The following is a 22,854-nucleotide window of genomic DNA, read 5'->3' as shown; positions in this document are numbered from 1 at the left end:
AATGTGTGGAATTATTGGAATTCTTGGAAAGAGGTGTGTTACGTCCTTTTTGGTTGAGGGGTTAAAACGTCTTGAATATAGAGGGTATGATTCATCTGGGGTGGCAACAGTCCATAATGGGCATCTTTATCGTGTACGTGCTGAGGGGAAGCTTGTTCATTTAGAAGAAAAATTAAAAAAAACACCTCTGGAGGGAAGTTTAGGGATTGGTCATACCCGTTGGGCTACGCATGGAATTGCTGTTGAACGCAATGCGCATCCCCATGTGACTGAAAAGCTTGCGATTGTTCATAATGGTATTATTGAAAATTTTGTAGAATTGCAAAAGGAACTCATAGAGGATGGTTGTATCTTTGAAACAGAGACGGATACGGAAGTTATTGCACATTTAATAACGCGTGCATTAAAAGATGGTCTTTCTCCGCAAGAAGCTATGCGTACTAGTTGGAAAAGGCTGCAGGGGGCTTTTGCTATTGCTCTTATTTTCGAAGGTGAAGATAACCTTATGATTGCTGCTTGTTCTGGTCCACCTCTGGCAATTGGTTATGGAAAAGATGAATTTTTTGTGGGTTCAGATGCGATTGCTTTGGCACCATTCGTTGATTATATTAGCTATATGGAAGATGGGGATTGGGCTGTTCTCACACGGGAGGGTGTTACAATTTATGATGCTAACAACCAACCGGTAAAACGTCCTGTGACGACATTACTCGAAGGGGCTTTATTGATTTCTAAGGGTAATCATCGTCATTTTATGCACAAGGAAATGTTTGAACAACCTGAAGTGATTTCTCATAATTTGGCGCATTATCTTGACCTTGGAAATTATGTCGTTAGACCGCTTGAGAATTTGATTGATTGGAAAAATATTCATCGGCTTCTTTTTGCGAGTTGTGGAACGGCTTATTATTCAACCTTAGTTGCGCGCTATTGGTTTGAGAAATTTGCCGCTTTAAGTGTTGATAATGATGTTGCTTCGGAGTTTCGTTATCGTGAACCTCCTATAACGTCTGATGTGTTATCGCTGTTTGTTTCTCAATCTGGTGAGACAGCTGATACATTGGCTTCTTTGCGTTATTGTCGTGAGCGGGGTGTAAAAACAGCAACAATTGTGAATGTAGAGCAATCAACAATGGCAAGGGAGGCTGATTTTATTCTCCCAACACTTGCCGGACCGGAAATAGGTGTTGCTTCAACAAAAGCTTTTACCTGTCAATTGGCAACGCTTGCTTCACTCGCTCTTAGTGCTGCTAAACAACGTGGCTATCTCTCGGCTCAAATGGAAAAGAAACTGGTTCAACAGTTGGCAGAAGTTCCACGTATTTTAAATGAGGTCTTAAAATTAGAGAGAAAAATTGAATGTATTTGTCGTGATTTGGTGAATGCAAAAAGTGTTCTTTATCTGGGACGTGGAACTTCTTATCCGATTGCTTTGGAGGGAGCTCTTAAACTGAAAGAGCTTTCTTATATTCATGCTGAAGGTTATGCGGCAGGTGAATTAAAGCATGGACCAATTGCTCTGGTGGATGAGACAATACCCGTTATTGTTGTTGCACCTTATGATCGGTGGTTTGAAAAAACTTTTTCTAATATGCAAGAAGTGGTAGCGCGTAATGGTCGTATTATTTTAATAACCGATAAAAAAGGAGCAGAGGTGGCTTTTCTTAAGACTTTATCAACGATCACTTTGCCAGATGTTCCAGAATTTATTTCTCCTATTATTTATGCACTCCCTGTTCAGTTAATCGCTTATCATACGGCTGTTTTATTAGGAACAGATGTTGATCAACCCCGTAATTTAGCAAAATCAGTCACGGTTGAATAAAAGTATATTTTTGAATCTTTTGAAGAATAATCAAGTGTAAGAAATTGATTTATAATAAAGCTTATTTTTCCATTTTTCTCTGTTGAACGAGAATGCTGTAGACAGTTTTTTTCTTTCTCAATCCTTTACGATAAAACAAAAAATATCTTCTTACCTATCAAAAAATGGATCAGCTATGTGAACATAATGGTAAAAAAAGACGCAATATTGCTTCTACTGTTTTAATGCAAGAATAATTCAGATTGAGAGAGAAGATAGTGCTGTTGATTTATTATTCGTTCATGAAGCATAAAGATGGTAAGAGACTGCGTAGATCATTTATGGGTAATTCTAAGAGAGAAAACCATATTTAAACAGAAAAGTATTTAAGTTTTTTATTAGAGGGTCTTTATTATCCTGCTCGTAAGAGGCGTGCAGCATCGTTGTGTCCGAAAAGATAAAGGAGCAACCGTAAAGCTTGTCCTTGCTCAGAAGAAAGATGAGGATCGCGTTGTAAAAATAAACGAGCATCTTTTCTTGCCATTGACAAAAGATCGCTATGAACAGCAAGGTTTGCTATATGAAATTCTGGGACTCCGGATTGTTTTGTACCTAAAAGCTCTCCTTCGCCTCGTAGGCGCCAATCTTCTTCAGCGATTTCAAAACCATCTTCTGTATTGCGGATAATATTAAGGCGTGTTGCTGCTGTTTTAGTCAGTGGATCTTTATAGAGCAAAATGCAGGAAGATTTTTTATCGCCTCGTCCTACACGTCCACGTAATTGGTGCAATTGTGAAAGGCCAAAATGTTCCGCGTGTTCGATGATAATGATCGAAGCATCTGGAATATCTACTCCCACTTCAATGACTGTGGTTGCAACTAAAATACGTGTATTTCCACATTTAAAAGATGCCATAGCGGCTTCTTTTTCTGCTGTAGACATTTTTCCATGGATCATACCAACGTGTGCTCCAAAGCACTCATGGAGAAATGCAAAGCGGTTTTCAATTGAAGTGAGATCAAGAGCTGTCGATTCCTCCACTAAAGGACAAATCCAATAGAGCTTCTCTCCTTTTTCTAATGCAATTGCGATTCTCTCTATAAGCTCATGAAGACGTTTCAAAGAAAGCGTTGCTGTTGTAATGGGTTGTCGTCCCATTGGTTTTTCGGTAATTTTAGATACATCCATATCACCAAAAGCTGTTAAGACAAGTGTGCGCGGAATGGGCGTGGCGGTCATAACCAGCATATCAGCTTTATTACCTTTTTCTGTAAGAGCGATACGTTGATGGACACCAAAACGGTGTTGTTCATCGATAATGGTTAAAGCGAGATTATTATAAGTAACACTGTTTTGTATGAGAGCATGGGTTCCGATGACAATAGAAACTTGACCTGACAGAATATCATTCACGATATTTGTCCGCAATTTCCCTTTTTCTCGTCCTGTTAAAAGCGTTGTTTGTAATCCGACCTTTTTGGCAAGAGGAGCGATGGTGGCAAAATGTTGCCTAGCAAGCACTTCAGTTGGTGCCATTAAAGCTGATTGTCCTGAATTTTCAGCAATTTGTGCCATTGCCATCAATGCAACAACAGTTTTTCCTGCGCCTACATCACCTTGAAGTAGTCTTAGCATCGGTTCTGGTGAAGCAAGATCATTTGCGATATCTTCTACTGCTTTTTTTTGTCCGGTTGTGAGTTGAAAGGGGAGGATATTGAGCAATTTTTTAGTATAAATTCCTGTTGATGGTCGAGAAGTGCCAACAAGAGATTTAGTTTTCAAACGCACGAGTCCTAGTGCCAATTGACAAGCGAGCAATTCATCATAGGCAAGACGTTTGCGTGCTGTACTTTCTAAGGATAGATCATTGGGGTTAATGGGCGCATGGATACGGCGTAAAGCAACAGAAAAAGAAGGAAAATTTTGCTGCTTTTTTACATTTTCATCTATCCATTCTGGTAGAAGAGGAATAAAATCAAGAGCGTTTTGTATGGCGCGTCTTAGTGTCTTTACAGTTAGTCCTGCAGTAGAGGGATAGACAGGTTCGATGAGAGGTATCTGATTTGATTGTTCGCTTGGGGCAATATAGTCTGGATGCGCCATTGAAAGCTGTCCATTAAACCATTCAACTTTTCCTGATATAATGACTTTTTTTCCTTCGGGGAGTTGTTTTTTTAGCCAAAGAGGTTGAGCATGAAAAAAGACTAAATTTATTTTTCCTGTCTGATCATGGGCAATAACACGATAGGGAATTCGGTTGTGACCACGGGGTGGTGGTTGATGCTGATCGATGATAATTTCGAGCGTAACAGTATCTCCTTCTTTTGCACAAGTAATGTTGGGACGCATTCTGCGGTCTATAACGGAATGGGGCATTAATTGAAGAAGGTCAATAAGGGTTGCTTCGCGTTGTGTGGGATTAACATCTAAGAGTTTGGTCAATAAACCATAGACTTTAGGTGTAATACCAGAAAGAGTTCGGATAGAATTAAAAAGTGGGGTAAGAAGACTTGGAGGCATGAGCAAATTTAACCTGCCCTTTTTGTTTTTTCTAGACCTTTAGAAGAGCTTTTTGGGGATAAAGTCATAAAGAGGAGGTTGCTTTATTTACACATTGAACTTTAGGAAGAGAAATTAATATTTAAAGAAAAATACAATTAAATGGTCAAATAAATGGTCAAAAATTAAAGTGCTTAGATGAGGTATATTGTTTTTCTTTTTATTTTAGGTGTTTATTTGCTGTGAATAGAAGCATTTTCTTGATAGAACTCTCTTATAAATATTAATAAAATTGGGATATTGCTCCTATGTAGGATGATGAATTTATAGCTTTAAAGTTTGATGATAAACAGAAGTTTTTTCTTTTATAAGGGCTGCTGTTTAGCATTTATTTTGTAGTGGGAAATTGTGAGAGTGGTAAAAAATAAAATGCAAATGCAAGAGAACAAAAATTCTCTTCCTCGCTTTATTCATTTGAGAGTGCATTCAGCTTATTCCTTGCTCGAAGGGGCTTTAAAAATCCCCCAAATTATTCAACAGACGATTTCAGATCATGCACCAGCGGTTGCTATTACCGATACCAATAATTTATTTGGTGCTTTGGAATTTTCACAGCATTGTCTTTCTCATGGGGTCCAACCTATTATTGGTTGTCAGCTTACTGTTGATTTTTGTGATGAAAATGATCATTCACGTTTGGCTAAATGGCGTAATCCTTCTGATTTTTGCTCTATTGTTCTTTTGGCAGCTAGCGAAACCGGTTATGCTCATTTGGTTCGTCTTGTGAGCCGTGCTTATCTTGATAAGTGTGATACTGATCCTCCTCATATTAAAGCTGATTGGTTGTCAGAACACAGTGAAGGAATAATCGCTTTAACGGGTGGAAAGGGAGGACCTATTAATCTTTCTTTGGCGGAAGAGAAAAAAGAACACGCTGTTGAGCGCTTAATTTATTTGAAAAAATCTTTTGCGGATCGTCTTTATGTGGAGTTACAACGGCATAGTTCTTATGACCGGAGTGTAGAAGCTGATCTTATTGAATTGGCTTATGCGCATGAAATTCCTCTTGTTGCAACGAATGAAGCCTTTTTTCTGAAAAGAGAAGGGTATGAAGCGCATGATGCGCTGATGGCTGTTTCAGAAGGACAAATTGTCTCTAATCCAGATCGCAAACGTGTGACGCCAGATCATTATTTGAAGTCACAAGATGAAATGGTTACACTGTTTTCTGATCTTCCAGAAGCTTTGGAAAATAGTGTTGAAATTGCATTGCGTTGTCATATTGCCTCGCCTCTTCGAAAACCGATATTGCCTCGTTTTATAGAACAATCTGTTAATTCAGAAACTACTTTAGAAATAGAAGATAGTGAGTTGTTAAATCAGGCTAAAGCTGGTTTGAAGATGCGGCTTGAAACAATAGGGTTGGCTGAAGGGTATACGATTGCAGATTATGAACAGCGGCTTGATTATGAAATTTCAGTTATTACGCGTATGCAATTTTCTGGATATTTTCTTATCGTTTCAGATTTCATAAAATGGGCAAAGGTTCATGACATTCCCGTTGGACCAGGACGGGGTTCTGGTGCTGGTTCACTTGTTGCTTATGCATTGACAATTACTGATGTGGATCCCTTGCGGTTTTCTCTTCTCTTTGAACGTTTTCTCAACCCAGATCGTGTTTCGATGCCAGATTTTGATATCGACTTTTGTCAAGAGCGGCGCGAAGAAGTTATTCAATATGTTCAAAAAAAATATGGACGTGATCAAGTTGCTCAAATTATTACCTTTGGTAAGTTACAGGCACGTGCAGTTTTGCGTGATGTGGGGCGTGTTTTAGAAGTTCCTTATCGTCAGGTGGATTATCTTACAAAATTAATTCCTGCCACGCCAGGAAGTCAGGTAGAATTAGCTGATGCTATTAAGGATGAACCTAAATTTGAAGAGGAAAAGAAAAAAGATCCCGTTGTTGTCCGCACATTAGATATAGCACTTCAGTTGGAGGGACTTTATCGTCATGCTTCAACTCATGCTGCTGGGATTGTTATCGGAGATCGTCCACTTTGGGAGCTTGTCCCGATGTATCGTGATCCTCGTTCTGATATGCCTGTTACACAATTTAACATGAAATATGTGGAACAGGCGGGGCTGGTAAAATTTGATTTTCTTGGATTAAAAACGCTTACTGTTTTGAAAATGGCAGTCGATTTTGTTGCCAGAAAGGGGACTAAAATAGATTTATCAAATATTCCTCTAAATGATGAAGCAACCTATGCTATGATGGCACGTGGTGAAACGGTTGGCGTGTTTCAGGTGGAAAGTTCTGGTATGCGCAAGGCGTTGATTGGAATGAAGCCAGACCGTATTGAAGATATTATTGCGCTGGTTGCACTTTATCGTCCAGGTCCAATGGAGAATATTCCAACCTATAATGCACGCAAACATGGGGAAGAGGAAATTTCTTCTATTCATCCTAAGATAGATCATCTGATTAAAGAAACACAAGGTGTTATTGTCTATCAAGAACAGGTGATGCAGATTGCTCAGGTTCTTGCTGGCTATTCGCTTGGAGAAGCTGATTTACTACGTCGTGCTATGGGGAAAAAAATTCATGCTGAAATGCAAAAACAGCGTACGCGTTTTATCAATGGAGCTGTTGCAGGTGGTGTGGATAAAGATCAAGCTGATATTATCTTTGATCTTTTAGCAAAATTTGCCGATTATGGTTTTAATAAATCGCACGCTGCTGCTTATGCAATTGTTTCTTACCAAACAGCTTATATGAAAGCAAACTATCCCGTTGAGTTTTTAGCTGCTTCAATGACATATGATATGACGAATACAGATAAGCTCAATGATTTTCGACGCGAAGCATTAAGGTTGGGTATTGAAGTTATTGCACCTTCTATACAAACATCTCATCGTGTTTTTGAGGTTGGTGATAACAGTATTTATTATTCTCTTGCTGCCATTAAAGGTGTGGGAGAAACTGTTGTAGATCATATTGTTTCTTGTCGTGGGAATAAGATTTTTAAGGATTTGGAAGATTTTTGTGCGCGCGTTGATCCTCGTATTGTTAATAAGCGTGCGATGGAAAGTTTAGTTTGTGCTGGTGCTTTTGATTGTTTTAACATTGCACGTGAGGTTTTATTAGCCAATCTTGGAACCCTTCATGCGCGTGCACTTCGTATTCTCGATGACAATTCTAGCGGGCAGGTTGATATATTTGGAATGGCAGGCGGATTAAAAGAACCATTGATTTTATCGCAAACAACCCCTTGGTTGCCGGCTGAGAAACTTTATCGAGAATTTCAAGCTATAGGTTTTTACTTTTCTGCGCATCCTTTGGAGGAGTATCAAGCTATTCTGGACAAAAAACGCATTCAGACTTGGGGTAATTTTGCCAATGCCGTTAAAGGGGGAGCAACAGCTGCACGGCTTGCTGGAACTGTTGTGGGAAAAAGCGTGCGCAAAACAAAATCTGGTAAAAAAATGGGAATTATTCATTTTTCTGATACAAGTGGACAATATGAAGCAGTTCTCTTTTCTGAGGCACTCTCGGATTATGAAGAGATGCTAGAACCCGGAAAATCTTTTATTATTACGGTGAGCGCAGAAAATCGTTCTGAAGGAGTTAGTTTGCGAATTGAAACAATTCAGTCTTTGGAAAATGAATCATTACAACAGCATAAAATGATGCGTCTCTTTATAAAAACAGTTGATATGCTTCCACAAATTGAACAAAATTTAAATCTTGGGGGGAATGGAGAGGTTGGGCTTATTTTAATTCAAGAGGATGAATTGCGAGAAGTCGAAATTGCGCTTCCTAAGCGATATAAGGTAAATTCACATGTCGCAAATGCTATGAAATTAATTCAGGGTGTTGTTGATGTAGAATTGAGTTAAAGAAAGATTAAAGATGGGAGCTGATTTTGAGTGGTGTTTTTGCTTTTAGGAGAGCTAAAAATTGAGCTTTTAAAATCGGATTGTAGATTTCGAAAAATATTGCTTTTATTTGAGTAAATTATGATATTTTTTAGTGTCATAAAATTAAAAAAATCTCGTTCTTTCGTAATATTCAAAGTGCCGGAAGAATTTTATAAATTTTTATCATTATTTTTTATAGAATTCATCGCATCATACATGTAAAGCCAATTGAGATCTGACATAATGCTCTCTGGTGTACGAATTTTCATCATGAGATTGCGTGCAATTGCTATGGGACCGGTTGCGTGATAGGCTAATCTATTGAAATCTGCGCGTTTTTTTACTGCTGCAATACGGGGGGTGCGTATTGTTTCGTAAAGCGAAAGTGCTTTCGTTAATGAAAAATCTTTCAATGAAAGTGCTTTTGCTAATGTGGCGGCATCTTCGATTGCCATAGCGGCACCTTGTGCTGCAAAAGGTAAGGCAGCATGTGCGCAATCGCCAACAAATACTTGTCTCTCTAAACCGATAAAACGATTTTGTTTCATTTGAAAGAGTGGCCAATAGCTCCATTCATCAATATGATCAAAGATTTCTAAGATTTTTGAATTCCAATCTTTAAAAAGAGATTTGAGTTTTTCTTTATCTCCTTTATGGGCCCATCCTTCTTTTGAATTTTCTCCATGCGTAATGGCGACAAAATTAAAAATTTTTTCTGACGATTGAATGGGGTAGACAACAAGATGATTTTTTGATCCCATCCAAGCCGTAATTGTCTTCATATTTTGCAATGAAGAACGAAAGTTTTGAGGAAGATTATCAGATGTTGTTGTTGCACGCCAAGCAATAAAGCCACTAAAATTTGCTTTTTCATGAAAAGGAGATTGTTGCCGTAATGTTGACCAAACGCCATCACATCCGATCAGGAGGGGCGTTGAATAAAGCTGTTCTGTTGCCGTATCTGTTTTTATTGTCGTGATTTTAATGTTGCTTGCAGATTGGGTAGAAGATACAATCGTTTCGCCTGCTTTGTATTTGATCAAAGGATTTTCAATCACTGCATTATATAAAATTTTTTGTAAAGCCGCGCGGTGAATCGTCAGATAAGGGGCTTTCCAATATTTTTCTGTTAGATTAATAAGATGAGCCCGTAGATGTATTTTTAAAGATAATCCATCTTTTAACTCAAAAAAATGTGGGATTGTCGCGACTTCAGAGAGTTTGTTAAGAAGTTTCCAGCGAGCAAGAATAGATGTTGCATTTGGTGTCAGTTGAATACCAGCGCCTATCGTTTCAAGTTGCTTACACTTTTCGATAATGGTGCTTGCAATTCCTTTATGAGCGAGTGCTAAAGCGGTGCTTAAACCAGCAATTCCTCCCCCAACGATGATGGGTGATTGTTCTACAAATGATTTCATATTAAACAAGCAGAATTAAAAGAGTAGTTATTAAGAAAGCCAAAAAACGCAATTATAATAGCTTTTCTGGATTATATAAGCATCCTGTTGGGTTTGTTTGATTGTATGATAGTGAGGGAACATAACGATAAAGGGTTGAGCAGTAAGGGCAAATTTTCTCATCTGCTGTTCCCATATCGATAAAGATATGAGGATGATCGAATGGTTGTGTAGCGCCTACACACATAAATTCTTTCACACCAATTTCGATTGTTTTATATCCAAGGTCATTTTGAAAATGAGGAATGTTGTGATCAGACATGGCGTACAAACTCCAGAATAAATTTTCTCATCAGCTATGATTGGGCTCTTCTATTTTATAGGCGTGAGTTTGTAATAAAGCGTAGAATAATGCAAGCTGCTTTTTAAGACAAATTTCTCTTCTTTTATGCTATATTAGAATAGTTGTTTTACTTTTAGTGCTTTGCGCATAGCAATAATTCCAAGTATTCTAAAATATTAAATGGAAAAATGATGAGGGAAGTTAGGCATTGATATATTATTATGATGATAACATATTATCAAATATTATGTGAGATATTTCGTCAGGGATTTTAGAAAATGTAAAAGAAAATTATTTAGGATATATGGAACAGAGGGTGGTAGATAAAATTTCTATATCGAATATAACAATGAAAAATCCGGTACGGTTTATTAATCGAGAGTTTTCATGGCTACAATTTAATAATCGTGTTTTGATGGAAGCGGCTAATTCGAAACATCCTTTATTAGAACGTCTACAATTTCTTTCTATTTCAGCTGCAAATCTTGATGAGTTTTTTATGGTTCGTGTTGCAGGACTAGCAGCTCAAATTCGTGCTCGCGTTACAGCGTGCAGTGCAGATGGGCACACTCCACAGGAACAACTTGATATTGTATTAGCTGAGATTTCAAAGCTGCAGGCTCACCAACTACGAGAATTGAATGTTTTACGTGATGAATTAAAAAAGAATGATATTGAAATTATTTGTTCTGATGATCTTTCAGAAATTGAAAAGTCATGGCTTGAAAAATATTTTCTTGAGACAATTTTTCCTGTTTTAAAACCTTTGCCTGTTGATTCTACTCATCCTTTTCCATTTATTCCTAATTTAGGGCTTTCTATTGCGCTTCAATTGTCTGGAGAAACTGATCAGAACTCACACACAGTGTTGTTGTCTATTTCAATGCTTTTAAGGCGTTTTATTTTTCTTCCTCAAGAAGGCAATCATTTTCGTTTTATTGCATCTGAAGATGTTATTTGCCTTTTTATTAAATATGTATTTCCTGACTATGAGGTTAAAGAAATTGGTACATTTAGAGTAATCCGAGATAGTGATATTGAAGTAGAAGAAGAAGCTGAGGATCTTGTTCATTTTTTTGAAACTGCTCTTAAAAGGCGGCGCCGTGGGCAGGTTATTCGAGTTGAGTTTGACGCAAAAATGCCAGAGAGTTTACGCCAATTTATAGCGAATAGTCTCGCTGTTCCTGATAATTGTATTAATGTTCTTGATGGATTTTTAGCGCTTAATACGGTATCAGAAATTGTTTCTATTCCCCGTGATGATCTCAAATTTATTCCTTATATTTCTCGTGTTCCAGAATGTATTCGTGAACATAAAGGAGATTGTTTTGCGGCTATTCGTGAAAATGATATTGTGATTCATCACCCCTATGAGACATTTGATGTTGTTGTCCAATTTTTACGTCAAGCTGCTTGCGATCCTGATGTTGTGGAAATCAAACAAACACTTTATCGTACATCAAATGATAGTCCAATTGTTGGCGCTTTGATTGAAGCAGCTGAACAGGGAAAGTCTGTGACTGCTTTGGTAGAACTTAAAGCACGTTTTGATGAGGAAGCAAATATTCGTTGGGCCCGGGATCTTGAATGTGCTGGGGTTCAAGTTATTTTTGGTTTTATTGCATTAAAAACGCATGCTAAGATGTCATTAGCTGTGAGACGTGAGGGAAAACGTCTTCGCTCTTATGTTCATCTTGGGACAGGAAATTATCATCCCATTAACGCTAAAACTTATACCGATCTTTCTTTTTTTTCCACGGATGATGATATCGCTCATGATGTTGCGTTATTGTTCAATTATATTGCGCAATATGAGCGTCCAAATGAAACAATGAAGATTGCTTTTTCACCCTTAACATTGCGTGGTCGTATCTTAGAGCATATTGAGGGAGAAATTGTTCATGCACAACAGGGAAGGTTTGCTGCTATTTGGATGAAAGTTAATGCATTGGTTGATCCTGAAATTATTGATGCTTTATATCGTGCCAGTCAAGCAGGGGTGCAAATTGATTTGGTTGTGCGGGGGATATGTTGTTTACGTCCTGGTATTCTAGGAATTTCGGATAATATTCGTGTAAAATCAATTGTCGGGCGTTTTCTTGAACATAGTCGCATTTTTTGTTTTGGGAATGGTCAAGATTTGCCTAATGAAAATGCACTCGTTTACTTAGGCTCTGCTGATATGATGCCTCGTAATTTGGATTATCGTATTGAAATATTGGTTCCGGTTTTTAATAAAATAGTGCGTCAAAAAATTCTTTTACAGATTATGTTAGCTAATATCATTGATAATCAACAAAGCTTTGATATACTTAAGGATGGAACATCAAAACGTATTACACCGCAGATAGGTGAAAGTCTATTTAATGCGCAGGAGTATTTTATGGCCAATACAAGTTTTGCGGGGGAAAATGAGTCTTTTGAGTCTTCTGTTTCGCGCTTGGTTGCGTTGCATCGGCAACAAGCCGAAATACATAAAGACTAAAATCCAATGACATATAGAGATGCTCAAGGTCGGTTAAAAGGGCGTAAGCCTGTTGCTGTTATTGACATTGGCTCAAATTCTGTTCGGTTGGTTATTTATGAGGGGCTTGTTCGATCACCAACAGTTTTATTTAATGAAAAGATTCTTTGTGGTCTCGGTCATGGTGTGGCGAAAACAGGATTTTTAGAAGAAAAATCGATGAAAATGGCGTTGCAAACACTGAAACGGTTTCGTACGCTTTGTCGACAGATTGGGGCAGATGAGGTCTATACTTTAGCAACAGCAGCAGCACGAGATGCACAGAATGGCGTAGCATTTATTCAGCATGCTGAAGATATTTTGCAAAATAAAATATATCTTCTTTCAGGAAGTGAAGAAGCTATGTATTCAGCATATGGAGTTGTGTCTACTTTTTATCAACCAAAAGGTATTTCTGGGGATCTTGGTGGTGGAAGTCTTGAGCTGATTGATATTGATCATTCTGATGTTGGTGAAGGGATAACGCTCCCATTGGGTGGTTTAAGGCTACAGTATATGTCAAATAATGATAGTGCTGTAGCTACAAAAATTGTACATGAGCAATTTTATAAATCGTCTGTTGTTCGTACTCGTAAAGGTATAGCACGTTATTTTTATGCAGTAGGGGGGACATGGCGTAATTTGGCAAAACTCCATATGGCAATGAAACACTATCGGCTTCCTGTTATGCATGGCTATGAAGTTGATGCTGTTGAAATGGAGAACTTTTTACGTCTTGTAGCACGTGGCAATATTGATAATATGAGAGGGATTGCAGCGGTTTCTCAGAACCGTCGAAAACTTTTATCTTATGGAGCAATAGTTCTTATTGAACTCATTCAGTGTATGGAGTTTGAAAAGATAATCTTTTCTGGTGCTGGCGTTCGTGAAGGTTTTCTTTATTCACGATTGCCGCAGGCGATTCGACTTTCAGATCCTCTCATTGCAGCATGCACAGAAATGGCTATTTTACGGGCACGTTCACCAAAACAAGCAGAAGAACTCATTGATTTTACGACGAATGCTTTTGAAGTTTTTGGAATTTCAGAAACGGAAAATGAATGCCGTTATCGTCAAGCCGCTTGTCTTCTTGCGGATATTGGTTGGCGTATACATCCAGATTATCGAGGTAATGAAGCAGCAAATCAAATAGCTTTAGGATCTTATCCAGGAATTTCTCATGAAGGGCGCCTTTACGCGGCGCTTGCTGTTTTTTTTCGCAATACGAGTTTATTGGTTGATAAAGAATCTCTTCCCATTTTTCAATTAGCAACTCAAAATATAATTAAAAAAGCACGTATTCTTGGCGAAACTATGCGTATTGCTCATCTTTTCAGTGCTTCTGTTGCAGGAATTTTACCTCATTTATTGTGGCATAGAAAAGCAGATCATATTATCCTGCAGATCCCAAAGAATTACGCTGGATTATTAGGAGAACGTCCTTTTGGACGATTACAGAAGTTATCAAAAATAATAAAACAACCTCTCGCTTTTGAAATTTTTTGATTTTTTTCCTAATTTATTCGTGTTTTATGTCTTATAATATAGGGCTATTGACGAGGGATAAACTAGGTAGCCTATCATCATGAGCTGGACAATAGGACTTGTTCCATGACGCGCCCATGCTAGACACCACGCAAAGCATTTGTTAATGCCTGAGCATTCATAAAAGAAAACATAATTTTTTATTCTGTTATTTGCGTCACAGGATGGATTTTTCACTTCATAAGCTTCATGTGAAAATGAAAAGTTTTGTCCATTTTTACGTGAAAAGGTTTTCTTTTTATGCTGCGTCGTTATAATGTTTCTGTTTAGCTTGCTCGATTATCTTGATAAGATTCGATTGTAACCAACGCGATAAAAAACAAGTTTTAAAGATTTTGGGAGAGATCCATTGGTTACATGACGCTGGAATGTTGAAATACTCATATGAAACAGTTTTGCACTTTTACGGTCTGTCAAAAGAATATCATTTCAGTCATTATAAAATCCTTTCAATATAAAAAATAGAAATAAATCATAACTATTTATTAACCATGATTTTTGAATCCTTTGAAAGGTGTTTATTTTATAAAAAGCAGCGCTTTATCATATAATTTCTTATGTGAAACTTTATGAGTCTTATTGAGATGAAATGAGAGAATCTTACGATATTCGGAGGTCTAATTCAATATAAATAACGCTAGATTATCGTTAGAAATCAATATATTGCTTTTGTTAGGTATTTTAGTTGTTATGCTGGCTTGTTTTTGATTGTTAGATTGCAATCTCGGTAGTTTTTTAATACGATATGGTGACGTGAGGCATTATATCTTTGTTTGTTCCTATTTCTAGGCTGCTATTTTTGTAATGAATGCGCTTTTATATCAGAATTTTTTCTTTTCAAAACTTTTAAATAAGGAGCTGTTTGTTTTTTTAGATTATTTTTAATGGGATTGCTATTTGATTGACCTGATAAAGATTTAGCTATCATTTTAATAAGAGTTTACTATTTAATTTTTTAACTTTGTCAGAAGTAGGCTTTATTTATCCTATTTGCGTTGGCCTATAGGGTATACCAATTGATGTAGATAATGAGTAGCGTAATGGATTTTTCAAAATGAAAATGTAAATTAAAGCTGTTTTGTGCTTATTTTTCCATCGTTACAGTAAAACCCTATCTGGCCCTTTAGCAGTTGTTCGGCTTTTTGTCCAAATATTTCATAGCGCCAGCCATTCATAGCGGGAATATTTTTCTTTATTCCTCCATTGGCAATTTTTTCTAAATCATTAGATGTTGCAATAATTTTAGGGGCAATGCTGTTTTCATTTGCAACAATTTTTAATAACACTTTGAGCAGATCGATAACAGCGGCTGTCGTATCATTGAGTGGATTATGTTTAGGAATGGGGGGTAAAGTAGAAAGATCCACCTCTAATCCTTCGTGGACAGCTTTGATTAATGATTGAGCAATTGAGAGTTTATCCCAATTCTTATTAAGACTGCGCAACCGTTTTAATGCAGATTCATCTTTTGGTTGTTGGGTTGCTATTTCTATAAGACATTCATCTTTTATGATATGACGACGTGGCATATTGTATTTTCGTGCTTCACGTTCCCGCCAAGCTGCTATCTTTTGTAATACAGCAAGTTCACGTGGCTTTTTAATTTTTCCTTTCACTTTTTTCCATGCTTCATCTTCTGGCATATCATAGGTTTTAGGATTTAAAAGGATTGTTATTTCATCGTTCATCCAGTGAGCACGTTGATTTTTTTCTAACCTTTTTTTTAATAGCAGGTAAACATCTCTTAAGTAAGTTACATCGGCAAGTGCATAGAGCAGTTGTTTTTCAGACAAAGGGCGGTAACTCCAGTCTGTAAAGCGGGAGGATTTATCAAGATGATGCCCCGTGCAGCGTTGTACAATTTGATCATAGGAGATAGAATCACCAAATCCACAAAATGATCCTGCTATTTGTGTATCAAAGAGAGGGGAGGGAATAACACCTCCAAGATGATAAATTGTTTCAATATCTTGGCGCGCAGCATGAAAAACTTTTACAACTTTTTTGTCGATCATAAGGTCAAAAAAAGGTTGTAAATCAATATTTGGTGCTATGGGATCAATCAAAACTGTGACATCTGGTGATGCGAGCTGGATTAAACACAGTTGAGGCCAAAAAGTTGTTTCGCGAATAAACTCAGTATCGACTGTTACAAAATCAGAGGTACGTAGAGCGTTAAGTGCAATTTCAAGATCTGTTGTTTGTGTAATAAGATTCATCATTTTATTATAATTCGATAAATTAAATTTGTGCTTTATTGACTTTATTTCTGAGTTTTTATTCTCATATCTTGACAAATGGTTATTAAAAAGCGTTTGTAGCGCATGTGAATATTATAATCAAAGGCAAAAAACATGCACCGTTATCGCAGTCATCATTGTGCGGCTCTTCGTAGATGTGATGTAGGAACACAAGTTCGTCTTTCGGGATGGGTTCATCGTGTTCGTGATCATGGAGGAATTCTTTTTGTAGATTTACGTGATCATTTTGGAATCACACAAATTGTTGCTGACCCTGCTTCACCAGCTTTTAAATTTATTGAAAAAGTGCGTTCTGAATGGGTTATTCGTGTGGATGGGGAGGTATGTGCTCGTTCTGATGAGGTTATTAATGCAACGCTTCCAACAGGTGAGATTGAAATTTTTGCACAAGAGGTAGAAATTCTTTCAAAATCTGATGAGCTTCCTTTACCGGTTTTTGGTGAGCCTGATTATCCAGAAGATATTCGATTAAAATATCGTTTTCTTGATTTGCGTCGGGAGACTATGCACAAAAATATCATGCGTCGGACTGAAATTATTGCGGCTATGAGACGGGCTATGCAAAATAATGGTTTTACGGAATTTACGACGCCACTTTTGACAGCTTCATCGCCGGAAGGAGCGCGTGATTTTTTGGTTCCAAGTCGTGTTCATCAGGGGAAATTTTATGCGCTACCGCAAGCACCACAGCAATATAAACAGTTGTTGATGATGTCAGGTTTTGATCGTTATTTTCAGATTGCTCCATGTTTTAGAGATGAAGATCCAAGGGCCGACCGTCTTCCTGGTGAATTTTATCAATTAGATGTTGAAATGAGTTTTGTTGAGCAAGAAGATGTTTTAGCAACTATGGAACCTATTATGCGTTCTATTTTTGAAGAATTTGCAGATGGAAGAACTGTGACACAAAGCTTTCCTCGCATTTCCTACGATGAAGCAATGCGAAAATATGGTTCTGATAAGCCTGATCTACGTAATCCGATCATTATGGAAGATGTTTCTCAGCATTTTTATAATTCTGGTTTCAAAGTTTTTGCTCAAATTTTAGCGAATGATGAGAATGCACAAGTGTGGGCTATCCCAGCTAAAACGGGTGGAAGTCGTGCTTTTTGTGATCGTATGAATGTATGGGCACGAGGCGAGGGGCAACCAGGACTCGGCTATATTTTCTGGCGTGAAGAAGAAGGAAAATTTGAAGGAGCAGGGCCTATCGCCAAAAATATTGGTGAACAGAGGACTGAAGCAATCCGTATACAGCTTGGACTTGAAAGTGGGGACGCCTGTTTTTTTGTAGCTGGCGATCCAAAAAAGTTTTCATCTTTTGCCGGAGCAGCACGCACAAGGGTAGGGGAAGAATTAGATCTTCTTGATAGAGATAGTTTCTCTTTGGCGTGGATTGTTGATTTTCCATTTTTTGAATGGAATGAAGATGAAAAAAAGATTGATTTTGGACATAATCCTTTTTCCATGCCTCAAGGGGGAGAAAATGCTCTTGCCTGTCAAGATCCTCTTACTATTAAAGCCTTTCAATATGATCTTGTTTGCAATGGTTATGAAATTGCATCAGGTGGAATTCGTAATCACTTACCAGAAATGATGCTTAAAGTTTTTGAACTTGTAGGACTTTCTAAGGAAGTTGTGAAAGATCGTTTCGGTGGTCTTTATCGTGCATTCCATTATGGGGCTCCGCCACATGGTGGTATGGCTGCGGGAATTGACCGCATCATTATGCTGTTGCAAGGTGTTAAAAATTTGCGTGAAGTTGCTTTATTTCCTATGAATCAACAGGCGCTTGATCTTTTGATGAGTGCTCCGTCTGATGTTTCTCCTACACAATTACGTGATTTAGGAATCCGCATGGCTCCTACTCACAAAAATAGCTCATAAAGTTGATAATGGATTGTTTTCATCTTTTCTACGTAGAGTGAAGTTTTGATGCCTCTCAAGAGCATCGGTGTGTGTGTACTGTTTGTAAAATTTAGATAGGCAAAACGCTATTGTTTAATTTTTTACGAGGCATTTTTATTGCTTGTTTCTATAGAGACTCTTCTCCTTGTGATAGGTGAGAAAATAATTATGATTGCTTGATCATGAATAAATTAGAAATGAAAGAATTCTATAATATTCGGGAGTCTCATTTTATTTGAAAAAAAATAAATTATCTTTACATGTCAATACATTATTTATTTTTTTATTGAAGTTTTTACAACGTTGTAGCAGAGAATTGTGTCTCTTCGTTTTTATGAGAATAATGTGATTTTCCATTCTATCGACTTACTCTGAAAAGCTTAAATTTCATAAGCTTTGAACATTTTTTTAGTTTTTCATAGAAAAACTGAAGGGGATTGTTATACAATTTATCTGTATAATAAAAGATGATGTTTGAAAGCTGCTTTTGTCATTCCAGAAAAGATGAAATAACTCTTTGTGGGCAGTTAAATTATCGTCGGATTTGACAAAGCTTTCAATAAATTACTTAGGGCAAGGGGGAAGGATATGTATAAATTTTTCAAATTGATATAATTTTCTATTCATGTTCTAATTGCAGCGTTTGTTTTTATGTAATTGACTTTTAATAAAAAAGCCGACTCATAGAAGATTTCATTAAATAAATCCTATAAAATAATTTCTTATTATTGTGGGAATTGTTGTTTTAATACTATGTCTGATAAAATGAATTTACCTTTTGATAAAGAACATATTGAACCAATAGAATTACGTTCTGCTTTACAGGAACGTTATTTGGCTTATGCGCTTTCTACGATTACGCACCGTGCATTGCCTGATGTACGTGATGGATTGAAGCCGGTCCACCGGCGGATTGTTCATGCGATGCGTCTTCTCAAACTAAATCCTGGACAGTCTTATGCGAAATGTGCGCGGATTGTCGGTGATGTCATGGGAAAATTTCATCCTCATGGGGATGCGTCTATTTATGATGCCTTGGTGCGCTTGGCTCAAAGTTTTGCTGTTCGTTATCCGTTAGTTGATGGGCAAGGCAATTTTGGTAATATTGATGGTGATAATGCTGCTGCTATGCGTTATACGGAAGCACGTATGACTGAAGTGGCTGCATTGTTACTTGAAGGTATTAATGAGAATGCTATTGATTTTCGTTTAACCTATAATGAGGAAGATGAAGAGCCTGTTGTTTTACCAGGAGCTTTCCCTAATCTTTTAGCAAATGGTTCTTCTGGTATTGCTGTTGGTATGGCAACATCTATTCCCCCCCATAATGTTGCTGAGCTTTGTGATGCAGCACTCCATTTGATTGCGCATCCCGATGTAAATGATGAGGAATTAAATCAATTTGTTCTTGGTCCTGATTTTCCGACGGGGGGAATTTTAGTTGAACCTAAAAAAAGTATTGAGGAATCCTATCGTGTTGGGCGTGGATTTTTTCGCTTGCGTTCACGTTGGCATCAGGAGCCTGGTAGCCGTGGTTCTTATGTGATTGTTGTGACTGAAATTCCCTATCAGATTCAAAAGTCACGTCTTATTGAAAAAACAGCAGAGTTATTGCTTGCACGCCGATTGCCAATGCTTGAGGATATCCAAGATGAATCAGCAGAAGATATCAGAATCGTGCTGGTTCCTAAAAATCGGTCGGTTGATCCGGAGCTCCTCATGGAGTCTCTTTTTAAATTGACTGACTTTGAAGTAAGATTTCCCCTTAATCTGAATGTTTTGTCTTTGGGAAAAATACCTAATGTCCTTTCTTTGCGAGAAAGTTTGAAGCAATGGCTTGAACATCGTCAGGAAGTGCTTATTCGTCGCTCTCATTATCGGCTGGATCAAATTGATAGCCGATTGGAAATTCTTCATGGATATCTGATTGCCTATTTAAATCTCGATGAGGTCATTCAGATTATTCGTGAAGATGATGAACCGAAAAAGAAGCTGATCAGTCGTTTTGAATTAACAGAAAATCAAGCTGAAGCTATTCTTAATATGCGCTTGCGTTCTTTGCGTAAGCTTGAGGAATTTGAAATTCGTAAAGAATTTGAAAGTTTGAAAGCTGAAAAAGAAAAGCTAAAGAATTTGTTAGCTTCTCCTATAAAACAGTGGAAAATAATTTCAGAAGAAATCAAAAAAGTTCGAAACACTTTTGGTCCTGAAACACTCTTGGGGAAAAGACGTACGACGTTTGAAGAGGCACCAAGACATGATCTTGATGATATTCAACAAGCAATGATCGAAAAAGAACCGATTACTATTGTTATTTCTGAAAAGGGGTGGATGCGCGCTTTGAAGGGACATTTGACCGATTATAAAGCACTTTCTTTTAAAGAAGGAGACAGTTTAAAGTTAGCCTTTCCAGCATTTACGACCGACAAGATTGTGCTGATCAGTACGGGGGGAAAGTTTTTTGCTATTGGTGCAAATAGTTTACCTGGAGGGCGGGGACATGGTGAACCTATTCGTCTCTTAGTTGATATGGATGATGAGCACGATGTTCTCACAGCTTTTGTGCATCACGCCGAGGAAAAATTGCTTTTGGTTTCATCTCACGGTAATGGTTTTATTGTTTCTTCTGCAGAAGTGATCGCCAATACACGAAAAGGAAAGCAAGTGATGAATGTGAAAGCTCCTGATAAGGTAAAGCTTTGTGTTCCGGTAAATGGTGATCATGTTGCTGTAGTCGGTGAAAACCGTAAAATGCTTATTTTTTCTATTGAACAAATACCAGAAATGAATCGCGGTAAGGGTGTTCGTTTACAGCGTTATAAAGAAGGTGTTGTTGTTGATGCCAAGACTTTTAATTTATCAGAAGGCTTAAGTTGGCAAGATACAGCTGAACGAATCTTTAACCGTCAAGCTGATGATCTCATTGAATGGATGGGAATGCGTGCGGGCGTCGGGCGTTTGGTTCCAAGAGGATTTCCAAAATCAGGAAAATTTATCAATTAAATGTATTTTATACACGGGAAAGTTCCCTATGGTTTTATGATTGTGTAAGATATTAATTTATAAAGATAATTTATTATTTTTATATTGAACGAAAAACCTAAAGCGTAAGTTTTTTCTATTTCGATCTTGTTCAGGTTAAATCAATCAAAACTGTTTTTTAACATTACAGCATTTATAGGTGCTGTCGTGAAATGATTTGATATTTCGAGAGTTGTACCTTTAAACAAACAATGTGAATGTTTAACACAAGAGTGTTCTATTTGGAGATGTTTTATTTTGTCTGATAGGTTTATCTTCTTATTGTTCAAGAGAGATGTTATTAATCTTTCGTAGTAATATTTATTCGTTAGGATTACTATGATATTGCCTAAAAAGATGACCACGTTCAGCCCATAAGACGAGAAGTATGGCAGTGAGACTCAGAAAGAAAAATCCTGCTGAGTTTGGGATGGTTGTTTCATCAAATTGTTGGGCAATAAAAAAGCTGAGTCCTGCACCGATAGATGTTTGAAGAAAGCCGGATACAGAAGAAGCTGTTCCAGCAATTTCTCCCACAGATTCGAGAGCGAGTGTATTGAAATTGGCCATAATGCCACCGCAGGCAAACATCAATATACAGAATAACAGCATGTAAAAAGCAAAAGGAAGGATACCATCTGTTAAGATAGAGCCAATAAACCATACACATGAAGTGATACAAAAGAGCAAAAGCATAGTATGAGCAATACGCCGCATTCCAAGGCGTCCAACGAGTTGAGAGTTCATGAATGATGAGAAAGCCTGAAATGCAGCACCAACTGCAAAGGCAATAGGGAACCAAAGTCCTAGATTATAGATCCCTTCATACGTTTGTTGTGATGTATTAACGGCGGTAAAGATACAGCCTAAAATAATCGAAGTTGCTAGTGTATAGCAAAGTGTTGTGCGATTGGTTATTACAATCCATAAATTATGTTTGACTGAAGAAAAGGAAAGAGAGCGTTGCGCATAAAGAGTTTCCGGCAAGCGGAATTGAATCCAAATCATCAACCCGAAACCAATCATTGCCATGAAAATAAAAATATATTGCCAATGTCCGAGCAGTAAAATGATCTGTCCTGTTGCGGGACCAACCATTGGTGCAACAAGAAAAACCATCATAACAATAGACATAACTTCTGCCATTTTTCGACCACTGTAAAGATCACGTACGACGGAAACTGTAAGAACCCGCATAGCAGCTCCTCCAATACCTTGTAAGATACGCAAAATAAGTAAGAGAGAAAAATCAGTTACAAAGGCACAGCCAATCGCCGTAAATGAATAAAAAGCAAGACCAATAAGAATAAGTTTACGTCGTCCATACCTATCGCTTATTGGACCGAAAAATATTTGAGCAATACCATAGCTAATAAGATAACTCGAAATGATATAATGTTGATCATTTTCATTGAGAACATTTAAGCCATCTAAAATATTAGGCATAGCTGGCAGCATAATATCAACAGCTATAGCGTTAATAGCCATGAGCGAAGCAATAAGAATAACAAATTCTTTATAGCCAATTTTTTTTCTAATCGCATCACTATGCGTTTGTTCATCGACTGAATATGACATATGGCATCCTTGAAATAGAAATTTCGTCTGAAAACAGCTCTTTTTAAGAGTCTGAATAAAATGAAAGATA

11 protein-coding genes and 1 pseudogene are annotated in these 22,854 nt (G+C 37.4%); 6 read left to right on the top strand and 6 right to left on the bottom strand.

Annotated features, from left to right (window positions below):
* Nucleotide 1: 1 nt before the first annotated feature.
* A complete protein-coding gene (gene glmS, locus ACFIJW_RS02530; RefSeq protein WP_375633178.1) occupies nt 2–1,825 on the top strand; it encodes a glutamine--fructose-6-phosphate transaminase (isomerizing) in 1,824 nt (607 codons plus the stop codon).
* Between the two features lie 391 nt (nt 1,826–2,216).
* Here the strand turns inward: glmS and recG are convergent, their stop codons facing one another.
* Complete coding sequence (gene recG, locus ACFIJW_RS02525) at nt 2,217–4,325, bottom strand: ATP-dependent DNA helicase RecG (protein ID WP_375633177.1); 2,109 nt, start codon at nt 4,323–4,325, stop codon at nt 2,217–2,219.
* Nucleotides 4,326–4,739: 414 nt separating this feature from the next.
* Between recG and dnaE the strand changes: the two genes are divergently transcribed.
* Nucleotides 4,740–8,207 carry a DNA polymerase III subunit alpha gene (dnaE, locus tag ACFIJW_RS02520; RefSeq protein ID WP_375633192.1) on the top strand — a complete coding sequence of 1,156 codons (3,468 nt, stop codon included), beginning with the start codon at nt 4,740–4,742 and terminating at the stop codon, nt 8,205–8,207.
* Nucleotides 8,208–8,398: 191 nt separating this feature from the next.
* Here dnaE and ACFIJW_RS02515 read toward each other — a convergent pair whose 3' ends face one another.
* The gene (locus tag ACFIJW_RS02515; protein WP_375633176.1) at nt 8,399–9,646 is read right to left on the bottom strand and encodes an FAD-binding protein; all 1,248 of its coding nucleotides are present in this window, start codon (nt 9,644–9,646) and stop codon (nt 8,399–8,401) included.
* Nucleotides 9,647–9,698: 52 nt separating this feature from the next.
* On the bottom strand, nt 9,699–9,947 hold the full coding sequence (locus ACFIJW_RS02510) for a zinc-finger domain-containing protein (RefSeq protein ID WP_375617781.1): 249 nt from the start codon (nt 9,945–9,947) through the stop codon (nt 9,699–9,701).
* A gap of 325 nt (nt 9,948–10,272) precedes the next feature.
* Here ACFIJW_RS02510 and ACFIJW_RS02505 point away from each other — a divergent pair, with 325 nt between their 5' ends.
* Both ACFIJW_RS02505 and ppx read left to right on the top strand, forming a co-directional pair.
* A complete protein-coding gene (locus ACFIJW_RS02505) occupies nt 10,273–12,453 on the top strand; it encodes an RNA degradosome polyphosphate kinase (protein ID WP_375633175.1) in 2,181 nt (726 codons plus the stop codon).
* 6 nt (nt 12,454–12,459) lie between these two features.
* Complete coding sequence (ppx, locus tag ACFIJW_RS02500) at nt 12,460–13,977, top strand: exopolyphosphatase (protein WP_375633174.1); 1,518 nt, start codon at nt 12,460–12,462, stop codon at nt 13,975–13,977.
* Nucleotides 13,978–14,254: 277 nt separating this feature from the next.
* On the opposite strand, the pseudogene ACFIJW_RS02495 reads toward ppx, so the two are convergent.
* Together ACFIJW_RS02495 and rnd are read right to left on the bottom strand one after the other, a co-directional pair.
* Nucleotides 14,255–14,439: pseudogene (locus ACFIJW_RS02495) on the bottom strand (DNA-binding protein).
* Nucleotides 14,440–15,083: 644 nt separating this feature from the next.
* Complete coding sequence (gene rnd, locus ACFIJW_RS02490) at nt 15,084–16,238, bottom strand: ribonuclease D (RefSeq protein WP_375633173.1); 1,155 nt, start codon at nt 16,236–16,238, stop codon at nt 15,084–15,086.
* A gap of 132 nt (nt 16,239–16,370) precedes the next feature.
* Between rnd and aspS the strand changes: the two genes are divergently transcribed.
* Together aspS and parC are read left to right on the top strand one after the other, a co-directional pair.
* Nucleotides 16,371–18,164 carry an aspartate--tRNA ligase gene (gene aspS, locus ACFIJW_RS02485; RefSeq protein ID WP_375633172.1) on the top strand — a complete coding sequence of 598 codons (1,794 nt, stop codon included), beginning with the start codon at nt 16,371–16,373 and terminating at the stop codon, nt 18,162–18,164.
* Nucleotides 18,165–18,938: 774 nt separating this feature from the next.
* Nucleotides 18,939–21,188, top strand: coding sequence for a DNA topoisomerase IV subunit A (gene parC / locus ACFIJW_RS02480; protein WP_375633171.1), 2,250 nt, complete (start codon nt 18,939–18,941; stop codon nt 21,186–21,188).
* 339 nt (nt 21,189–21,527) lie between these two features.
* On the opposite strand, the gene ACFIJW_RS02475 is transcribed toward parC, so the two are convergent.
* Complete coding sequence (locus ACFIJW_RS02475) at nt 21,528–22,784, bottom strand: multidrug effflux MFS transporter (RefSeq protein WP_375633170.1); 1,257 nt, start codon at nt 22,782–22,784, stop codon at nt 21,528–21,530.
* Nucleotides 22,785–22,854 lie beyond the last annotated feature (70 nt).

Source organism: Bartonella sp. MM97QHHN (genome assembly GCF_042194285.1).
In the GTDB taxonomy this organism is placed as follows: domain Bacteria; phylum Pseudomonadota; class Alphaproteobacteria; order Rhizobiales; family Rhizobiaceae; genus Bartonella.
Note: the sequence above shows the minus strand (reverse complement) of the source record. Positions and strands in the feature narration are given on the sequence as shown.

Bases quoted from the DNA above. Each gene is read 5' to 3' on its own strand.
- glmS (WP_375633178.1), top strand. From the start codon at position 2: ATGTGTGGAATTATTGGAATTCTTGGAAAGAGGTGTGTTACGTCCTTT.
- recG (WP_375633177.1), bottom strand. From the start codon at position 4,325: ATGCCTCCAAGTCTTCTTACCCCACTTTTTAATTCTATCCGAACTCTT.
- dnaE (WP_375633192.1), top strand. From the start codon at position 4,740: ATGCAAGAGAACAAAAATTCTCTTCCTCGCTTTATTCATTTGAGAGTG.
- ACFIJW_RS02515 (WP_375633176.1), bottom strand. From the start codon at position 9,646: ATGAAATCATTTGTAGAACAATCACCCATCATCGTTGGGGGAGGAATT.
- ACFIJW_RS02510 (WP_375617781.1), bottom strand. From the start codon at position 9,947: ATGTCTGATCACAACATTCCTCATTTTCAAAATGACCTTGGATATAAA.
- ACFIJW_RS02505 (WP_375633175.1), top strand. From the start codon at position 10,273: ATGGAACAGAGGGTGGTAGATAAAATTTCTATATCGAATATAACAATG.
- ppx (WP_375633174.1), top strand. From the start codon at position 12,460: ATGACATATAGAGATGCTCAAGGTCGGTTAAAAGGGCGTAAGCCTGTT.
- rnd (WP_375633173.1), bottom strand. From the start codon at position 16,238: ATGATGAATCTTATTACACAAACAACAGATCTTGAAATTGCACTTAAC.
- aspS (WP_375633172.1), top strand. From the start codon at position 16,371: ATGCACCGTTATCGCAGTCATCATTGTGCGGCTCTTCGTAGATGTGAT.
- parC (WP_375633171.1), top strand. From the start codon at position 18,939: ATGTCTGATAAAATGAATTTACCTTTTGATAAAGAACATATTGAACCA.
- ACFIJW_RS02475 (WP_375633170.1), bottom strand. From the start codon at position 22,784: ATGTCATATTCAGTCGATGAACAAACGCATAGTGATGCGATTAGAAAA.